The organism is Halogeometricum rufum (assembly GCF_900112175.1).
Classification (GTDB): domain Archaea; phylum Halobacteriota; class Halobacteria; order Halobacteriales; family Haloferacaceae; genus Halogeometricum; species Halogeometricum rufum.
In genome coordinates this window covers 1466513-1484345 of record NZ_FOYT01000001.1, presented here as the reverse complement: position 1 = coordinate 1484345, position 17833 = coordinate 1466513, and the positions used below count along the sequence as shown (strand labels likewise).

General features: G+C 66.5%; 17 protein-coding genes. 9 read left to right on the top strand and 8 right to left on the bottom strand.

Features of this window, described 5'->3' with window-relative positions:
* Positions 1-171: 171 nt before the first annotated feature.
* On the top strand, positions 172-918 hold the full coding sequence (locus tag BM310_RS07735) for an RAD55 family ATPase (protein ID WP_089806201.1): 747 nt from the start codon (positions 172-174) through the stop codon (positions 916-918).
* A 279-nt stretch (positions 919-1197) separates the two neighbouring features.
* Here BM310_RS07735 and BM310_RS07730 read toward each other — a convergent pair whose 3' ends face one another.
* The 5 genes from BM310_RS07730 to BM310_RS07710 form a co-directional block, all read right to left on the bottom strand.
* Positions 1198-1833, bottom strand: a complete 636-nt coding sequence (locus BM310_RS07730) for an archaellin/type IV pilin N-terminal domain-containing protein (RefSeq protein WP_089806199.1) — start codon at positions 1831-1833, stop codon at positions 1198-1200.
* Positions 1834-1845: 12 nt separating this feature from the next.
* The gene (locus BM310_RS07725) at positions 1846-2529 is read right to left on the bottom strand and encodes an archaellin/type IV pilin N-terminal domain-containing protein (protein ID WP_089806196.1); all 684 of its coding nucleotides are present in this window, start codon (positions 2527-2529) and stop codon (positions 1846-1848) included.
* A 158-nt stretch (positions 2530-2687) separates the two neighbouring features.
* Positions 2688-3323, bottom strand: coding sequence for an archaellin/type IV pilin N-terminal domain-containing protein (locus BM310_RS07720; protein ID WP_089806194.1), 636 nt, complete (start codon positions 3321-3323; stop codon positions 2688-2690).
* A 12-nt stretch (positions 3324-3335) separates the two neighbouring features.
* A complete protein-coding gene (locus BM310_RS07715; protein WP_089806192.1) occupies positions 3336-4016 on the bottom strand; it encodes an archaellin/type IV pilin N-terminal domain-containing protein in 681 nt (226 codons plus the stop codon).
* Between the two features lie 364 nt (positions 4017-4380).
* The gene (locus BM310_RS07710) at positions 4381-4719 is read right to left on the bottom strand and encodes an ArsR/SmtB family transcription factor (protein ID WP_089806190.1); all 339 of its coding nucleotides are present in this window, start codon (positions 4717-4719) and stop codon (positions 4381-4383) included.
* A 235-nt stretch (positions 4720-4954) separates the two neighbouring features.
* Between BM310_RS07710 and BM310_RS07705 the strand changes: the two genes are divergently transcribed.
* The 7 genes from BM310_RS07705 (at position 4955) to BM310_RS07675 (ending at position 12560) form a co-directional block, all read left to right on the top strand.
* A complete protein-coding gene (locus BM310_RS07705; RefSeq protein WP_089806188.1) occupies positions 4955-5527 on the top strand; it encodes a DUF7500 family protein in 573 nt (190 codons plus the stop codon).
* A 105-nt stretch (positions 5528-5632) separates the two neighbouring features.
* The gene (cheY, locus tag BM310_RS07700; protein ID WP_089806186.1) at positions 5633-6001 is read left to right on the top strand and encodes a chemotaxis protein CheY; all 369 of its coding nucleotides are present in this window, start codon (positions 5633-5635) and stop codon (positions 5999-6001) included.
* Entirely contained in the window at positions 5998-7197 is a 1200-nt protein-coding gene (locus BM310_RS07695; protein WP_089806184.1) for a chemotaxis protein CheC, read from the top strand. The genes cheY and BM310_RS07695 overlap by 4 nt, the downstream gene beginning before the upstream one ends.
* Before the next feature lie 129 nt (positions 7198-7326).
* Positions 7327-7833, top strand: a complete 507-nt coding sequence (locus BM310_RS07690) for a chemotaxis protein CheD (protein ID WP_089806182.1) — start codon at positions 7327-7329, stop codon at positions 7831-7833.
* 92 nt (positions 7834-7925) lie between these two features.
* Positions 7926-10298, top strand: coding sequence for a methyl-accepting chemotaxis protein (locus BM310_RS07685; RefSeq protein ID WP_089806179.1), 2373 nt, complete (start codon positions 7926-7928; stop codon positions 10296-10298).
* A 542-nt stretch (positions 10299-10840) separates the two neighbouring features.
* Positions 10841-11434: a FlaD/FlaE family flagellar protein gene (locus BM310_RS21305; RefSeq protein ID WP_245778463.1), complete on the top strand. Its 594-nt coding sequence runs from the start codon at positions 10841-10843 to the stop codon at positions 11432-11434.
* A gap of 61 nt (positions 11435-11495) precedes the next feature.
* Positions 11496-12560, top strand: a complete 1065-nt coding sequence (locus BM310_RS07675) for an acetate and sugar kinases/Hsc70/actin family protein (protein WP_089806175.1) — start codon at positions 11496-11498, stop codon at positions 12558-12560.
* Between the two features lie 4 nt (positions 12561-12564).
* Here the strand turns inward: BM310_RS07675 and BM310_RS07670 are convergent, their stop codons facing one another.
* Together BM310_RS07670 and BM310_RS07665 are read right to left on the bottom strand one after the other, a co-directional pair.
* The gene (locus BM310_RS07670; RefSeq protein WP_089806173.1) at positions 12565-13548 is read right to left on the bottom strand and encodes a carbohydrate kinase family protein; all 984 of its coding nucleotides are present in this window, start codon (positions 13546-13548) and stop codon (positions 12565-12567) included.
* 80 nt (positions 13549-13628) lie between these two features.
* On the bottom strand, positions 13629-15866 hold the full coding sequence (locus tag BM310_RS07665) for a histidine kinase N-terminal 7TM domain-containing protein (RefSeq protein ID WP_089806171.1): 2238 nt from the start codon (positions 15864-15866) through the stop codon (positions 13629-13631).
* 272 nt (positions 15867-16138) lie between these two features.
* On the opposite strand from BM310_RS07665, the gene BM310_RS07660 reads away from it, so the two are divergent.
* Positions 16139-16645 carry a DUF7500 family protein gene (locus BM310_RS07660; RefSeq protein ID WP_089806169.1) on the top strand — a complete coding sequence of 169 codons (507 nt, stop codon included), beginning with the start codon at positions 16139-16141 and terminating at the stop codon, positions 16643-16645.
* Here the strand turns inward: BM310_RS07660 and BM310_RS07655 are convergent.
* Complete coding sequence (locus BM310_RS07655) at positions 16640-17782, bottom strand: acyl-CoA dehydrogenase family protein (RefSeq protein WP_089806167.1); 1143 nt, start codon at positions 17780-17782, stop codon at positions 16640-16642. The genes BM310_RS07660 and BM310_RS07655 overlap by 6 nt on opposite strands.
* Positions 17783-17833: the final 51 nt, after the last annotated feature.

Below are 17833 nucleotides of genomic sequence, written 5' to 3'. Positions count from 1 at the left end.
ACTCAACGATACAGTCATCAATACAAGAATGTTGCCACCAAATTATCAGCCGTGATACGCTATCACGACACCTCGTTCTCGGGTCAACGAACGGCTCAGGGCGTGTGAGAAGAATTAACCGGATGGAAGACTGATGAGCGTACCGATAGCCTATACAGAGGGTCATCATCTATGCCAGAGTTCGTAAAAACCGGAGTCGAAGGCCTCGACTCCATCCTCAACGGCGGCATCGTCAAGAACGCCGCGGTACTCATCAGCGGCAACCCCGGGACGGGGAAGAGTATCCTCGGTCTGCAGTATCTCTACAACGGCGTGGACAAGTACGACGAAGGGGGCATCTACCTCACCTTCGAGGAAGCCGAAGACGACATCCAGGAGGCGGCGGAGTCCATCGGCTTCGACCGCTGGTCCGAGTACGTCGAGGAGGGGAAGATCAAAGTGTACGACAAGCGTGCGCTGCTCCGCGACGGCGACTTCTCCTCGACGCTCGACCGCATCCTCGGCGACCTGCAGGACACGTCGTACGATCGACTCGTCCTCGACTCGCTGACCATGTTCCAACTGTTCTTCGACGACGAGAAAGAGCAGCGACAGTACCTGCTGAAGTTCATCGACATCCTGAAGGACAGCGACCTGACGTCGCTGCTGACGACCGAGCAGTCGGCCATCTTCCCCGAGACGGAGATCGGGCTGGAGAACTTCCTCACCGACGGGAACATCTACCTGATACAGAGCCCCGCCGGCGCGACGAGCAACCGCTACGTCTGGGTGGCGAAGATGCGCAAACAGTCCATCAAGAACTCGATGTTCCCTCTCGAGATAAACGACGGGGGCATCCAGATATACGAACAGGCGGCGGGCTTCTCGATGGTCGGGGAGTCGCCGCCGTGGTTCGGCGAAGAAGGCGACCTGGAGTAGGCGCTCGACCGCTCTCGACTCGGCACCGCTCTCTTCGTCTCCTCCTCTGCGCGTCGAACTCTCTCCGACGTTTCCGCGTCTCTCCGACGCTCCGCTCCCGGGCCTCGATTCTCACGGCGCACTCGTCGTCCTCCCGCTCTCGAACCGTCGAACGGTGCAGCGACGGCGGTGTCGCCGCCGGACGCGCCATCTGTCACGTCGAGACGGCGCCGCCGCTCGGGGGCGGGATGTCTCAGAAATGAAGGGGTGCCGAACGGTGAGTCGAGCGAGTCGGCGAACTTAGAGTTCGACCGGGTCGCCCGGGTTCCGACCGGCGAGTTGCTGGGGCATCGTCAGGATGACCTGCGTGGTGCCGCCCGTCCGACTCGTCATCTCGAGCGTCACCTGTTCGCCGGTGGTGAGGCCGCCGCCGAGGTTCGCGTCGTTGCTGCCCTCGATGGCGGACGTGTTGATTTCGACCTCGTAGCGGTCGTTCATGCTGTTGAGCACGCCGAACGATCCGTCGTCGTCGGTCACTTTGTAGAGCGCGAACGTGCGTTCCGAGGAGATGGCGTCACCGTCGCCGTCCAGATTCGTGGAGTTCGTGAGCGTCGTCACGTTCCCTCCGCTGAGGTACTTTATCGACGTCTCGTTCATGTCCACGCTGCTGGACCCGGCGGCCAGGCGGATGGTCATGGTGATGTTGTCGATGTCCTGTTCCGCGCCGACCACGCCGTGGGTGTTCAGCACCTCCACGCGGTTCGTCACCTTGTTCACGCTCTCCTGCCCGGCGTCTTCGGCAGTCGCCTGCAGAAAGCCGGCCGTGTTCACGAGGACGCCCGCCGCGATCGCGGCGACGAGAACCATCGCGATGAACACGATGAGCGTACCGATACCGACCTGACCGCGGTCGTCGTCGTTGAAGTTGTCGAACATGGTTCTCACTCCTTAGAGAGCGATGGGGTCGTTGTCGTTCTTGCCGGCGAGTTGCTGGGGCATCGTCATGATGACCTGCGTCGAACCGCCGGAACGGCTCGTGACTTCGAGCTTGACCGAGTCGCCCGTGCCCACGCCATCTTGGCCCGCGCCCTCGACGACGGACGTGTTGATGACGATCTCGTAGCGGTCCGCCTGTCCGCTCAGGACGGGGAAGGAGGTGTCCGTCCCGTCTTCGAGCGCGTACGCGGCGTACTCGGACTCGTTCAGACCGTCGTTGCTGTTGTAGACTTCGCCGTCGAACTTGCTGACGTTGCCGAGGGCCGTCCCGTCGGCGTTCGCCGTCGCGTTGTCGTAGACGAGGTTACGCGCCGTCGAGTCGCTGACGTACTTGATGGTCGTGTCTTCCAACGACACGCTGCCGGACCCCGCCGCGAGCCGAACCGTGAGGTTCAGGCTATCGACGGTGAGACCGTCACCGGTGTCGTTGACGATGCCGTGCGTGCTGACGACGTCAACGCGGTTCGTGACCTTGTTGACGCTTTCCTGTCCGGCGTCCTGCGCAGTCGCCTGCAGGAAGCCGGCCGTGTTCACGAGGACCCCCGCAGCGATCGCAGCGACGAGGACCATCGCGATGAACACGATGAGCGTACCGATACCGACCTGACCGCGGTCGGCGTCAAATTTTTCGAACATGGGTTGTGTATCTCCAGTTCGGTCCCCCACCCCCTCGTCGGAGGAGAAGACCTACGATACGGACAATCAGGCAGACCTACATAACGCTACGGTCCTAGTTATTAGAACTGATAACGAAAAGGAATGAATCGAAAGCGCGATTCGGAGCGGCGGCGAACTTAGAGTTCGACCGGGTCGCCCGGTTCCTTGCCGGCGAGTTGCTGGGGCATCGTCAGGATGACCTGCGTGGTGCCACCCGTCCGACTCGTTATCTCGAACGTCACCTGTTCACCGGTGGTGAGACCGCCGCCGAGGTTCGCGTCGTTGCTACCCTCGATGGCGGACGTGTTGACCTCCACCTCGTAGCGGTCGTTCATGCTGTTGAGCACGCCGAACGACCCGTCGTCGTCGGTGACCTCGTTCAGCGCGAACGTGTTCTCGGAGGAGATGGGGTCACCGTTGCCGTCCAGGTTGGTGGTGTTGGTGAGCGTCGTCACGTTCCCCGCGCTGAGGTACTTTATCGACGTCTCGTTCATGTCCACGCTGCTGGACCCGGCCGCGAGGCGGACCGTCATCGTGATGTTGTCGATGTCCTGCTCCGTGCCGACCACACCGTGCGTGCTCAGCACTTCGACGCGATTCGTGACCTTGTTCACGCTCTCCTCTCCAGCGTCCTCCGCAGTCGCCTGCAGGAAGCCGGCCGTGTTCACGAGGACCCCCGCAGCGATTGCGGCGACGAGGACCATCGCGATGAACACGATGAGCGTACCGATACCGACCTGACCGCGGTCGTCGTTGTTGAATTTGTCGAACATTTTACGTAGTAGTTAGAGAGCGATGGGGTCGTTGTCGTTCTTGCCGGCCAGCTGCTGGGGCATCGTCATGATGACCTGACTGGAGCCGCCGGAGCGGCTCGTGATCTCGAGCTTCACCGAGTCGCCGGTGCTGACGCCGTCTTGGCCCGCGCCTTCGACGACGGACGTGTTGATGACGAGTTCGAAGCGGTCACCCTGTCCGCTCAGGACGGGGAAGGACGTGTCGTCACCGTCTTCGAGCGCGTAGGCCGTGAACTCGGTTTCGTTCAGACCCTCTCCGCCGACGCCGGTGTCGTCCTGCCACTGCGAGACGTTACCGAGGCTCTCCCCGTCGGCGCTCGACGCGTCATCGTAAATGAGATTCCGCGCCGTCGAGTCGCTGACGTACTTGATGGTGGTGTCTTCCAGCGACACACTGCCGGACCCGGCCGCGAGTCGAACCGTCAGGTTCAGACTATCGACGGTGAGACCGTCGCCGGTGTCGTTGACGACACCGTGGGTGCTGACGACGTCGACGCGGTTCGTAACCTTGTTAACACTTTCCTGCCCGGCGTCCTGCGCAGTCGCCTGCAGGAAGCCTGCCGTGTTCACGAGGACCCCGGCGGCAATCGCCGCCACGAGGACCATCGCGATGAACACGATGAGAGTACCGATACCGACCTGACCGCGGTCGGCGTCAAATTTTTCGAACATGGGTTTTTTCTGTATATCTCCAGTTCGGTCCCCCACCCCCTCGCCGGAGGAGAAGACCTACGATACGGACAATCGGGGTTACCTACATAACGCTACGGTCCCGATTATCTCTCGTGATAAGTCAACCCCGGCACGACGAGGAATAAATTCTACGCGTACACGTGGCCGCGGTTAACTGGGAGTTAACGACTCGCAAGAGAGCGGTGGTAACGGGGCACAGAAGGAGCAGACGACGGGCGGCGGGAGCGACGGCAGCGGAGTCCCGACGAGGGCGAGTCCAGAGTGTGTGAGGCGATACCGAGTCGCAGAACGTGGCCTGTGGAGGGTGACGAGGAGAGCCTGCGGGTGTCCAGTCGACGGGCGGTCAGTCCCGTGCGATCTGCCGCCAGACGTCGTCGAGTTTGTTCTTGACCTCCGGTCGTTCGGTGACCTGCACGTTGCACTCCTGTCCGTCGAACCGGATGAGCACCTCGTCCACCTCCCGACGGTAGACGTTGGTGCGGCGGTGTTCGTCCGAGAGGACCCTGTCGTGGAGTTCGAGGAGGCCGGCCGCGGTGAGTTCCTCGATGCGGCGGTAGCACGTCGCGATGGGGATGTCGAGCATCTCGCTGAACTCCTGTGCCGAGTGAGGTTCGTCCGCGGCGCGCAATATATCGGGGTTGTAATCGTTGCCCAGTGCTGAGAGGGTCCTGTCAGACTCCATAGATGGAATTACTTCTGTCGTGAGCTAATGTGAATGTGTTGGTTATCTCGGTGAGAAATCGGGGTGAACGAAGATGCGGTTAATCGGGGCGTAAGGTCCTCGCAGAGCCGACAGATTGGTAGCGCTATCGCCCGCTGAGACCGGGCCCGTTCCGCCGTCGTGTCGGGGCGCGAGACCGTCGCCGCCGGTTCGAGTGGGCGATGGTCTTATTAGTTCGCCGCGGCCACCTCCCGGCATGGCCTCCGACGACCCTCCCCGAGAGCATCCCGCGCGACGACGCGAGGAGGGAATCGTCGGCCCCAACGAACTCGATTTCACCAGCAGCAGTCGCGTCGCCGAACTGGACGAGGGCCGGTTCGTCGTCGCCACGGACGACGACGGGACGCCGAACGTGGACGGCGACGGCGACGCGCCCGCCGACGAGGAGGACCGAACGATAGAGGAACGCGGCACGTTCGCCAAACAGCAGACGGCCCGGTACGTCTCCGACCGAGACGCCGACTACGGGTTCGCACTCACCGCGGCGTTCGAGGGGGCCATCGAACAACGCGAACTGTTCTCCGACGACGTCGCCACCGCCTTCGGGGACATCGCCCAGTGGTACGCGAGTCAGGTCGACGCCGACGCCGCCCCCGCGGAGGTGCTCGGCATCCTCCTCCTCGCGTCGGACACGGACGTGACGTTCCCGACGAAAGTGCTCGCACCCATCTTCCGGGAACACGACCTGACCCTCGACGACTCCATCGGCGACCTGGTGGAGGCACTCGCCGGCGACGGCCTCCAGATTCCTCCGTCCGACGGCGAGTAACGCGTTCGGCCCCGACGCCGCCGCCTTCACGCGTCGTCGCGGAGGCGTATCAGCGCTGATAATGAGGGGGAAGGGTTTATACCCGGTTTCTCGGAAAGAAAGAGCATGGCAAGCACCGTACTGGTCGTGGACGACTCAGCGTTTATGCGGAACCTGCTGAAGCAGTTGCTGGATGGCGAACACGAAGTGGTCGGCGAGGCAGAGAACGGCGTGGAAGCGGTCGAACTGTACCGAGAACTCGACCCCGACGTGGTGACGATGGACGTCGTGATGCCCATCCGGAACGGCATCGAAGCGACGACCGAGATAAAGTCGCTGGACGCGAACGCGTCGGTCATCATGTGCACGTCGGTCGGACAGGAGGAGAAGATGCGCGAGGCCGTCGAAGCCGGTGCCGACGGCTACATCACGAAGCCGTTCCAGAAACCGAACGTCCTCCAGGCCATCGACGACGTGGTGAGCGTCGAGGCATGAATCTGGACGTCCAGTCGCTACGGACGTTCAGCCGCCTCGCACACTCCGGGGCGGAACGCGCCGCCGGGTCTCTGTCACAACTCACCGGCGCCGAGACGTTCGTCAACGTCACCAAGATAGAGATTAGCACGAGAGAGGACGTGGAACGCGAGTTCCGCGAACAGGACCTCGTGACGGTCCACATCGGGTTCAACGGCGGCATCGACGGGCGGACGGTGCTGGCGTTCGACCGACGGGAGGCCGTCCAACTCGTCGACGCTCTCGTTCCCGGGGCGGCGGACCAGCCAGACGGGGAGATGGCGACGAGCGGATTGAAGGAACTGGGCAACATCATGCTCGGGGGGTTCCTCGACGGGTGGGCCGAGTATCTCGACACCTCCATCGACATCACCACGCCGACGTACGTGGACATGGACACGAAGGGTGCGCTCGAGGATATCACGGGCGACTCGGGATTCCAGATGGCGACGGGCGACGACCACGTCCTCGCGTTCCGGAACCAACTGGACACCGACGACCAGCACGTGGGCTTCCACATCTACATGCTGCCGACGCACGAGTCCATCGAGACCATCTCCCAGATAGCGGGCGACGGGTCGAAGACCGTGCCGATAGAGACGTTCACCTCGTTCTCCAACATGATCTCCGACGGCGCCGAGCAGGCGTCGGACGACCTGACGGCGATGACCGGCATGGAGTCGGTCGTCGAGGTCAGCCGACTGAGTTTCGTCCCCATCGAGGCGGTGCCGATGGAACTGACGGACGCGACCAGACGCGGCGTCGTCCTCGAGTTCATGGGGACGCCCTCGGGCTACATCGCCATCCTGTTCGACGACGCGTCCGCGGACCGCGTCGCGGACGCTCTCATGCCCGGCATGGAGGCCGACGCCGCGATGCAGCAGAGCGCGATTCAAGAGATAGGTAACATCGTCACCTCCGGGTTCATCGACGGCTGGGCGAACGCGCTGGAGACGACCATCGACATCTCCCCGCCGACGTACGTGGACGACATCGGGTCGGCGATAATCGACCCGCTGGCGACCGAACTCGCGCAGGCACAGGAGTACGCGTTCCTCATCGATTCGGCGATTCGGACACAGAACGACGAGTTCACCTGCGACATCTACGCGCTGCCGAACGAAGCCGAACTCCGCGAGGCCCTCGACCACCTCGCGGCGGAGGCACAGCGACCCTGACCAGGAGACGACCACGAGCGTCTGCCGGACCGTCCGAGTCGGCGCGCCCGTCCCGACGTCTGTCGGCGAGGGCGTGACGACACGGAGGCGCCTCGACTCTCGTGCCGTTCTCCCCCCGAACAAACCACGATGAAAGTTTACACGAGCAGCACGACCGAAACGCGAACGAGAGCCGAACGGACGAAAGTCGGCATCGCCGACTACGCCGTCGTCACGGGCGACGATACGCTGACCACCAGCGGTCTCGGGTCGTGCATCGGTGTCGCGCTCTACGACAGTCGGGCCAGCGTGGCCGGCCTCGCGCACGCGATGCTTCCCTACGCCGAGGGCGACCCGAACGAGGCGAAGTACGCCGACACGGCCGTCCCGTCGCTCCTCGCCGAGATGGCGGACCGCGGTGCCGACCCGGGCCGCGTCAGAGCGAAACTCGCCGGTGGCAGCACGATGTTCGAGTTCTCCTCGGCGGACGGCACTATCGGCGAGCGTAACGTCGTCGCCGTCCGAGAGGTGCTCGCCCGCGAGGGCGTTCCCATCGTCGCCGAGGACGTCGGCGGCGAACACGGACGGTCGCTCGAACTCGAGGCCACGGGGACGCTCCACGTCCGGAGCGCGCACGTCGGCAAAGCGACCCTCTGACACCGCTCGACGCGGCGAGACCCCGCCGCCCAGTTATCACTGATGATTTCCCGGCACGTGGTTTTATTCGATGACCCCCGCGACCAGTGGGCATGAGTCGGTTACGTGCCGTGATTAGTCGTCTCGGCGAACGGGTCCGCTCGCTGTCGCGCCGCGACGGCGCGCCGAGTTCGCCGCGACGGTCCGGCGGGTGGACGGTCGTTCCGAGACAGGTGCAGAAGAGCTATCTGCGGAAACTCGTCTCGCTGTTTCTCGTCGTCATCGTCCTGTTCGCCGGGTTCGCGGCCATCGAGTACCAGACCGTCGCCGCCGAGGTACAGTCGAACGCGCAGTCCGACGTCGCGCAGACGGCGGAACTGCAGGCGAACCAACTGGGAGAGTGGATGCAGCAACGACGCGAGACGACGCGGATGCTCTCCTCGTACGACATGTACGACGCGCACCCGGACCTCCTGAGCGAGGAACTGAAGACCGAACGGACGAAACTGCCGCTGGGATACACCGCGATTCACTACGTCGACGCGAACTCCGGCGAGGTGGTCGCCAGTTCCAACGACTCCATGGTCGGCGCGACGCCGTGGAGCGACGGGTCGCTCGTCTCTCGCGCCGGGACGACGTTCGCCGACAACGTCGTGCGTTCGGACCCCTACACGGCGGCGTCGGGCGACCGCGTCGTGGCGTTCGCCTCGGCCGTGCAGAGCCAACCGTCCGGCGTCGTCGTCGTCACCGCCGACGTCTCCGTCCTCCGGTCCCGCCTCGACACGGAGATGAACGGGTCGCTCGTGCGCGTCACCGCTTCCGACGGCGAGACGCTTTTCGCGACGGACGATTCGGGGACGAGCGACGTCGACCCCGACACCGAGGTGCTGGGACAGGCGTTCAGCGGCAAGTCGGGCGTCGTCGAACGCGGCCCGACCGACGCGATGGACGAACGGCACCTCCTCGCGTACGCGCCCGTCGGACGCGGCCTGGTCGTCCTCGTCTACGTCCCGACGGCGACGGCGTACGGCCTCCAGCACACCGTCGGGACGCACGTCCTCCTCATCGTCGGCCTCGCCGTCGTCTCCCTCGCGGGCGTCGGCTACCTCCTCCGCCGCATCACCGTCAGACCGCTCCGGAACCTATCCGAGGCGGTGACGCGACTGCGCGAGGGCGAACTCGACACCGACCTCGACGTGGACCGCGAGGACGAGTTCGGCGACGTGTTCGCGGGCGTCGCCCAGATGCGAGACGACCTGCGCGACCAGCGCGCGGACGCCGAGGCGTACCGCGAGGTGATGGAGCGAACCGCCGCGGGCGACCTGACGGCCCGCATGGACGAGGACAGTCGGTCGATGGAGATGGCGACCATCGCGGAGTCGTTCAACGGGATGATGGACGAGATGGAGGCGACCATCGTCACCGTCTCGGAGTTCGGCGAGGGGGTCGCCGCCCTCGGCGAAGAGGTCGCCGAGAGAACCGAACGCGTCAGCGAGACGAGTCAGGAGGTGGCCGAGTCCATCGAGCAGATATCCGCCGGCGCGGAGGAACAGAGCGAGAGTCTCACCCGCGTCACCGAGGAGGTGAACGACCTCTCGGCGTCGGTCCAGCAGATCGCGTCGGCCGCGGACGAACTCGCGTCGCTCTCCGCGCAGACCGCGGACCGGGCTCACGGCGGCGCGGAGGCGGCCGGAGACGCCCTCGACGGCTTAGACGACATCCGCACGGAGACCGAACGCGCCGTCGCCGAGGTGGACCGACTGGACGAACGACTCGGCGAGATAGGCGACGTGGTCGAGGTCATCTCCGACGTGGCCGAACAGACGAACGTGCTGGCGCTGAACGCGCAGATAGAGGCCGCGCGCGCGGGCGAAGACGGTGAGGGGTTCGCCGTCGTCTCCCGCGAGGTGAAGTCGTTGGCCGAGGAGACGCGCGCCTCCGCCGAGGAGATTTCCGCGCTCGTCGAGGACATCGGCGACCAGCGCGAACGCGTGGTCGAGCGGATGGAACGGATGCGCGCCGGCGTCCGCGACGGGGCCGCCGACGTGGAGGGGGCCATCGAGTCGCTGGACGACATCGTCGAACAGGTCGAGGAGACGAACGCGAGCGTCCACGAGATAACCGACGCCACGAGCGGACAGGCCGCCTCGGCGCAGGACGTGCTGGCGATGGCCGACGAGATAGCGAGCATCGCCGAGGAGATGGCGGGCGAGGCGGGCGCCGTCGCCACCGCCGCCGAGGGGCAGACGAACACGCTCGGCGACGTGGACGACCGGATGCAGTCGCTGTCGGCGGACACCGCGCAGTTGGTGTCGATGCTCGACCGGTTCGAGGCCCGGGACGCGGCCGTGGACGGGTCGGCGGGGAACGAACCCGGCACCGGTCCGAACGGGACGACCACCGACGCCGTCGGCGGCGCGACGGGCAGTCCGAACGAGGGGGCGACCGGTCCCGACGACGAGGTGACCACCCACGCGGACGACTGACGGGCGCCGCCGGACGACTGACGGGTGCGGCGAAGCGCGACAGGCGACGGGGAACGCGGCGGTCAGCGCGGTGACGCGATTTCGTTATCTTAGCTGATATTCACGGGGGCAGGTTTATCAAGCAGCCGTGGCTTTTCTGCACCAACGCACCCGTCTCCGAGGCGGGAGACGGCCGTACGGCGTCGACGCCGTGCGAGCGAGGTGAGGCAATGAAGATAGACCCCGACAACTACGACCTACGCGAACTCCGGCGCATCGCCGACGAACGACGCTCCGACCGAGACGGGACGAACGACCGAGAGTCTCGCCGCGGCTACGACGAGGACCGCGGCCGGCGCGGCGACGAGGGACGCCGGTCGCGCGACGGGTCCGGCCGTGACGGCCGCGACAGTCGTGACAGACGCGACGGCCGCGACGGCGACGGCGACTACGACCGCCGTGACCGGCGGAGTCGGTCCCGACGGGACGACGGACTCCGTCGCCCCCGCGAGGGGTACAGCGACCACGCCGACGCGCACGACGAAGTCGTCCGCGCGGACCGCATCGCCAACCACTTCGGACTGGGAGAGCGCCGACGTGGCGGCGACGGCCGGCGCGGCGACGGGCGAGACGACGGCCGCGACGGCCGCCGCGGCGGGTTCGACGAACTCGGCTACGACCGCTCTCGCGACGACCGGGCGTACGACTTCGACGAGGTCGGCGAGTTCCGCTTCGACAAGCCGGTCCGCGACCGGCCCCGCGGGCGCGCCGGCGAGGCACTTCGACACAACCAACTCGAACAGTTGCTCGTCCACGAGACGGCCGCCGCGGGCGGGTCGCTGGAGAAACCGTACCTCTCGACCATCCCGAAGGAGTACGCCGCCGAACGCGTCGTCTTCGACTGGCTGGAGTTCCTCGTCCTGAAGGGCGGGTTCAAGCGGACGATGGACGCGCTTCGCTACTACCTCTCGGTCGACTGGATAACCGAGGACGTGGAGACGGAACTGCACGACTATCTCATCGGCTTCTCGGGCAACGTCTCGAACACGACGGAGTTCGACGTGGACGACCACCACCTCAGCCTCGTCTACGTCGCTCAACTCGCCTCGATGGCGGGCGGCGAACCGACGGAGTCGCCGCCGCCGCAACTTCGCTAACCGCACGACGCGCGTCAGACGACAACAAAGACTTTTCACCCCCTTTCGCTACGAAAGGCGTATGGCGGAGGATGGAACAGACGAAGACGCCTCGTTCGACGACTCGAAAGGACCGACGCCGGTCGGTGTGAAACTCGGGAGCACCCGCACGATACTCCAGTTTTACGACGACGACGGCGAACTGGAGACGGTTCGCACCCTCACCTGTCTGGCGACGTACGAAGACGCCATCACCGGTGAGGAACGCGTGCTCTACGGCGAACAGGCCGCACAGGAGTACCCCGACAGGGTCGAGTACATGCTCCGCTCGGGTCTGCCCGAGGACGACGAGGGCGCGGAGTTGGCCAAGAAGTTCTTCACCGAGTTGGTGAACGCGAACGGCCTCGACGGCGACAGCGCCGTCGTCTACGCGATACCCACGATAGACAACGAACCCGGCCTGCGCAACCTCAACCGCGTCATCGAGGAGAGCCCGGTTGGCGACGCACTCGTCCGGAGTTTCCCCGAGTCGCTCTGCGGCGCCATCCCGGCGTTCGGCGACGACTTGGAGGCCATCGACAGCGTGTTCGCCGCGGTCAACATGGGGTCGACAAACCTCGAAGCCTCGGCGTACCGCCACGGCGAGCAACTGTCGCCGTTCGTCTCGGGCGCCGTCACCGGCAACGAGGTGGACCGCCGCATCGCCAACGCCGTCGAGGAGGAGACGCAGGGGCGGGTGAACATCGACCTGACGACGGCCCGCGAGTACAAGGAGGAACACGCCGACTTCGACGCGTTCGAACCGTTCACGGACGTGATTCAGCAACCCGGCGGGGGCTCTCACGAGTTCACCATCGAGCGCTCCGTGATGGAACCGCTGGACGACTACCTCGACGACGCCGTCGACGAGGTGGCGAACAACTTCCTCTCGACGCTGGCCAACGACCACATGAAGCCCTACCAGTTGGCGCTCTCGAAGCCCATCGTCCTCACGGGCGGGATGGCCTGCATCCCGGGCATCGTCGACGAGTTCCAGGCGCGTCTCTCCGCGGAACTCAACCGCGACGTGGAGTGCATCTCGGCGGACCGACCGGACCTCGCGCCCGCCGAGGGCGCCCGTCGCATCGCCGAACGTCTCGCGAAGTAAGCGGTTACGACTCCTCTCTGAACCGCCGGACCGCCTCGCGGCCCGGCAGCGCAGTCATCGCGCCCGCCGCGGTGGTCGTCACCGCGGCCACGGCGTTGGCGAACGCCAGCGTCTCCGAGAGCGACTCGCCCTCGACGAGTGCCGCCACGACGCCGGCGGTGAAGGCGTCGCCCGCGCCCGTCGTGTCCACGGGGTCGACCTCGTAGCCCCCGTGTGACACCACCGTCTCCTCGCTGGCCCACGGCGACTCGGCCGTCGTCGCCACGAGCGACCCCTCGCCGCCCAGCGTGAGGAACACGGTGTGCGGGCCGTCCGCGAGGATAGCCCGGGCCGTCGACTCGGGGTCGTCCCCGTAGTCGAGTTCGGCGAGGTCCTCCGGCGTCGCCTTCACCACGTCCGCGAGTTCGAACGCCTCGGCGACGGAGTCGCCGAAGTCGAACTCGTCCCACAGTTCGGGACGGGCGTTCGGGTCGAACGACACCGTCGCGCCCGCCTCGCGCCCCCGGCGCATCAGGTCGAACGTCGCCGCTCTGGACGGTTCGTCCGCGAGAGTGACGCCGCCGACGTGGACCCACTCGGCGGCGTCGAGGGTCGCCCCGGGGACCGCGCCGGGTTCCATCCGCGTGTCCGCGGTCCGGTCGCGGTAGAACGAGAACCCCCGGTCGGCCTCCTCACCGAGGGCGACGAACGCGAGCGACGTCTTCGCGTCGGGGTCGCGTTGGACGAACTCCGCGTCGAGACCGGCCTCCGAGAGCCTCTCGACGAGGAAGTCGCCGAACGGGTCGTCGCCGACGCGCGTGGAGAACGCGGGCGTCTCGTCCAGATGCGAGAGGGCGACGGCGACGTTGGCGGGGGCACCGCCGGCGCGCCGCGAGAACGACTCCACGGACTGGAGAGGCCCCTCGCGGTCGGGGAGGAAGTCGATGAGCGTCTCGCCGGCGACGACGACGCGGGGCGCGTCGCCGTCGGTCGTGGTGTCGTCAGTCATGCGGCGTCGTACGGTCAGCGGGTAGTTGAAACCACCTCACGCCGGCGAATGCCGCGAGTCGATGTCGCTGGAGACCGAGGTCACCGGTTCACGCGCGCCTCGGTCCGTTCGTCGTCGTCCGTCTCCGTCCGGTCGTCGTCGCCCGCTTCCGTCCGGTCGTCCTCGCCCGCTTCCGTCCGGTCGTCCTCGCCCGCTTCCGTCCGGTCGTCCTCGCCCGTCTCGCGCGCTTGGCGGACCACTTCGTCTCCGTCGGCGGAGTCGGTCGACGCTCGGGGCGGCGAGGCCGGTTGAAAGCGCATGACGACGGCCGTTCCGCGTGCGTCGCGTTCCTCGAAGTCGATGGACGCGTGCGACCCGTTGAGGATCCACTTCACCAGCCAGAGTCCCAGTCCGCTGGCGTGCTGGAGTTGCGTCTCGATGCCGGCTTCGAGCGCTTCGAGTTCCGAGGCGGGGATGCCGGGGCCGTTGTCGACGACGCGTATCTCGACGCCGTCGGTCCCGGCGTGTCTGGAGACGGAGATACCGACGCGTGGGAGGATTCGGTCGTTGTGTTCGAGGGCGTTGTCGACGACGTTCGTGAGCGCAGTGCCGACGTGGTTCGTCGCCAGCACCCACTGCTCGTCCGGGAGGTGCGTGTTGACGACGACCGAGGAGTGCGTCTCTCGCAGTTCCTCGACTTTCGCGCGTACGACGCTCGTCACCTCGACTGGCTGGCGTTCGCGGTCCTCGCCGTGGAGCGTCTGGTCCACCTCGCGTGCGCGTTCGCCCAGCGAGACGAGCGACAGCGCCTTCTTCCGAATCGTCTCGATGTGCTTCCGTCGCGCCGGGTCGTCGATCGTCTCCGCCAACAGGTCGGCGTGGCCGAGGATGACGTTCATGTCGTTCCGCAGGTCGTGTCTGAGGACGCGGTTGAGGACGCGCAGTCGTTGCTGGTAGCGGCGGCGGTTGGTCACGTCCCGGGAGTTGACGACGACGCCGTCGACGGCCGGGTCGTCGAGCATGTTCACCGCGACGGTGTCGAGCACCCGCCACGACCCGTCGGCGTGTTCGTGACGGAACTCCGTCCGCGCCGTCTCGCGGGAGTCTATCTTCTCGAACAGTTCCCGCGCCTGTTCGCGGTCGTCCGGGTGTATCCGGTCGAACGCGTTGCTGTCCTCGAACTCGTGGCGGGGGATGCCGAGGACGTGTTCGGACGCGGGACTGGTGTACCGGCGCGTGCCGTCCCGGTCGAGGATGCTGACGAGGTCCCGCGAGTTCTCGATGAGCGCGCGGAACTTCGCCTCGGTCCGGCGACGTTCGGTCGTGTCCCGGAGGACGAGCGTCCACCCGCGTTCGTGTCCCTCGCCGTTCCCGAGTGCGGTGGCCGTCGCCTCGTAGTGGCGGCTTCCCTCCTCGACTTCGACGGTGAGGTCGAGACGGTCCCTGTCGCCGTCGAGCAGTGCGTACATCCCGAGCGAGTTGTGGCTGACGTCGGCGACGTGCGAGCCGACCACCTCCTCCTGCGGGACGGTGAAAAGCGGGAGCGCGGCGGGGTTCAACTCGACGACGCGCGCCCGGTCGTCGAGGACGACGATGCCGTCGCGCATCTCCGAGATGGCGTAGTCGCGCGCGACGGGGGTGACGTCGAACAGGTCGTCCGTCCGGAGTCCGAACAGCACCACGAGGGCGGCCAGTCCGAGCGCGACGGGCAGGGCGTCGGCTCGCTGTGAGAGTCCGAGGAGGCGCGATGCGAACGCCGCCAGCGGAATCGAGGCGGCCGCGAGGACGACGACGGTGCCGCGCTGATAGGAGTCGTCGCCGCGGACGAGCAACCGCCCCACCGCGACGGTTCCGGTGACCGACAGCGCGGCGGCGTAGAGGAGGTGTGCCTCGTACAGCGGACCGTACGACACCGAGAGGGAGGCGGCCGACGGCGCGGAGACGAGACCGAAGTCGGCGACGAAGAGGTCGGTCCTCCCCGTGATGCCGGCGAACGCGAGGAGGGCGACGAGGGCGGGTTCGACGGACAGGGCGGCGAGCGTCCGACGCGAGAGGAGCGAGTCGTCGCCCGCGTACGCGAGCGAGAACACGAACCAGAGCGTCGGCGTGAACGCCGCGGCGGTCCACCACAGCCAGACCCAGAGCAGTTTGCCGTCCAGCGACGCCGCCGTCAACTGGAAGCCGTACGCCGTCGCCCAGACCGCACAGGAGAGCGTCAGTATCGAGAACGGCAGGCGGACGCGACGCGAGTAGAACGGGTGTCGGAGCAGAACGGCGATGGTGACCGACGCACAGAGCGCTCCGGCTACGAAGAGGAGAGCCGGACTCGGTGGGGTCATCGGTTCTGTGGCATCGGGGTGGTGACTCCTTTCGGTCGTTCGTCGGTGCCGGCGGAGTTCCGCGAGGGACGGTTTTCTCGGCGATATCGACGGAAAACACGGCCTTAAAATGTCGGCCTCGGATATCACTGGTGAGAACTGGGAACGGGTGTCAGTCGGGCCCCGGAACCCGAAGGCTAACCGACGAACGCACCGCCGAAACGACTCGTTAGGGCTCGAACGCGGCGGTTCACGCGGTCTATAACGATACCGGTCGGCGGGCTACCACCGGTATGGACGACAGCCCGTACCTCACGCCGGCGGAACTGGACTTCCGGCGAGACCCGAGCGTGACCGCACTCGGCGACGGCCGGTACGTCGTCGCCACCGACCCCCCGGACGACGCGGCGAAGACGCCCGACGGAGACTCTGACGCGGCCGGCCGACCGGACGCCCCGTCCGCCCGCCCGACGGGCGAACTCGACACCGACGGCGGCGTCGCGGTGGCCGACCCCGGTGCGGTGACGAACGAGGCCGGTGCGGTAGCGGCCGAGTCGGCGAAGGCCGACGCGACGGACGCCGAACCAGCGGACGCCGACGCGACCGACGAGTCGCCGGAGTACTTCCTCGACGTCGCGGCGCGCACCGACGAGGGGGAGTTCGACGCGCGCTTCGAGAGCGACGACATCGGCGTCGTCTGCGCGGCGATGCTCCGCTGGTACGCGCGGCGCGTCTCGCCGGAGGACGACCCGAAGAAGGTGCTGTCGGTGCTCCTCTCGCGGTCCGAGTTCGCGCTATAGCCCCAGTTCCCGACCGATGACGAGGTGCTGTATCTCGCTGGTCCCCTCGCCTATCTCCATCAGTTTGGCGTCGCGGTAGAACCGCTGGGGGGCGAAGTCCTCGGTGTAGCCGTAGCCGCCGAGCACCTGCACGGCGTCCTCGGCGACTTCGCGGGCGGCCTCCGACGCGTCGAGTTTCGCCAGCGCCGACGCCCGCGTCACGGACTCGCCGGCGTCGTACCGCGTCGCCGCCTTGTGGGTCAGCAGGCGGGCGCGTTCGGTCTTCCGGTGCATGTCGACGAGTTTGTCGCGGATGGCGTCGAACTTCGAGATGGGCTTGCCGAACTGCTCTCGGTCGCCGGCGTACGTCTTCGCCGCCTCGTAGGCGCCCTGCGCGAGGCCCGTCGAGAGGGCGGCGATGGAGATGCGTCCGCCGTCCAGCGTCTTCTTCGTCTGCGTCCAGCCCTCGCCCTCCTCGCCGAGCAGGCGGTCCTCGGGGAGGCGGACGTCGTCGAACGCGAGTTCGCAGGTGGGCGAGCAGTTCAGGCCCATCTTGTCCCACACGGAGGTCACCTCGAACCCGTCGTCGTTCCGCGGGTCCACGATGAACGTCGAAATGCCGTCGTAGCCCTCTCCGGGGGCGGTGACGGCCTTCACGAGGACCGACCCGGCGACGTTCGCGTTCGTGATGAACTGCTTCGTGCCGTTCAGCACCCACTCGTCGCCGTCCTTCTCCGCGGTCGTGTCCATGTCGCTGGCGTCCGACCCCGACCCGGGTTCGGTGAGTGCCCACGCGCCCATGTGCTCGCCCTCGGCGAGGGGGCGGAGCCACCGCTCCTTCTGTTCCTCGGTGCCGAACATCTCGATGGGCTTCGACGCCAGCGAGACGTGTGCGGCGTACGAGAGCCCGATACCGCCGGAGACGCGGCCCAGTTCCTCCGTGACGAGGGCGTACATCAACTGGTCGCCGCCGAGGCCGCCGTACTCCTCGGAGACGGGGACGCCGAGCATGTCGAGGGCGGCGAGTTCGTCGAACACTTCCTCGGGGAAGCGGTGTTCGTCCTCTATCTCCTGTGCGATGGGGGAAATCTCCTCCTCGCAGAACTCCCGGACGGTGTCGCGTATCATCCGGTGCTCGGAGGGTAACTCGAAGTCCATACCCGTTCGTTCCGCCGACGGCCCAATAAACCAATCGAACGACCGTGAGGA

Coding starts and splice junctions, on each gene's coding strand:
- BM310_RS07675 (WP_089806175.1), top strand. CDS start 11,496: ATGGCGGAGGATGGAACAGACGAAGACGCCTCGTTCGACGACTCGAAA.
- BM310_RS07715 (WP_089806192.1), bottom strand. CDS start 4,016: ATGTTCGAAAAATTTGACGCCGACCGCGGTCAGGTCGGTATCGGTACT.
- cheY (WP_089806186.1), top strand. CDS start 5,633: ATGGCAAGCACCGTACTGGTCGTGGACGACTCAGCGTTTATGCGGAAC.
- BM310_RS07725 (WP_089806196.1), bottom strand. CDS start 2,529: ATGTTCGAAAAATTTGACGCCGACCGCGGTCAGGTCGGTATCGGTACG.
- BM310_RS07670 (WP_089806173.1), bottom strand. CDS start 13,548: ATGACTGACGACACCACGACCGACGGCGACGCGCCCCGCGTCGTCGTC.
- BM310_RS07685 (WP_089806179.1), top strand. CDS start 7,926: ATGAGTCGGTTACGTGCCGTGATTAGTCGTCTCGGCGAACGGGTCCGC.
- BM310_RS07705 (WP_089806188.1), top strand. CDS start 4,955: ATGGCCTCCGACGACCCTCCCCGAGAGCATCCCGCGCGACGACGCGAG.
- BM310_RS07695 (WP_089806184.1), top strand. CDS start 5,998: ATGAATCTGGACGTCCAGTCGCTACGGACGTTCAGCCGCCTCGCACAC.
- BM310_RS07710 (WP_089806190.1), bottom strand. CDS start 4,719: ATGGAGTCTGACAGGACCCTCTCAGCACTGGGCAACGATTACAACCCC.
- BM310_RS07735 (WP_089806201.1), top strand. CDS start 172: ATGCCAGAGTTCGTAAAAACCGGAGTCGAAGGCCTCGACTCCATCCTC.
- BM310_RS07665 (WP_089806171.1), bottom strand. CDS start 15,866: ATGACCCCACCGAGTCCGGCTCTCCTCTTCGTAGCCGGAGCGCTCTGT.
- BM310_RS07660 (WP_089806169.1), top strand. CDS start 16,139: ATGGACGACAGCCCGTACCTCACGCCGGCGGAACTGGACTTCCGGCGA.
- BM310_RS07690 (WP_089806182.1), top strand. CDS start 7,327: ATGAAAGTTTACACGAGCAGCACGACCGAAACGCGAACGAGAGCCGAA.
- BM310_RS07730 (WP_089806199.1), bottom strand. CDS start 1,833: ATGTTCGACAACTTCAACGACGACGACCGCGGTCAGGTCGGTATCGGT.
- BM310_RS07655 (WP_089806167.1), bottom strand. CDS start 17,782: ATGGACTTCGAGTTACCCTCCGAGCACCGGATGATACGCGACACCGTC.
- BM310_RS07720 (WP_089806194.1), bottom strand. CDS start 3,323: ATGTTCGACAAATTCAACAACGACGACCGCGGTCAGGTCGGTATCGGT.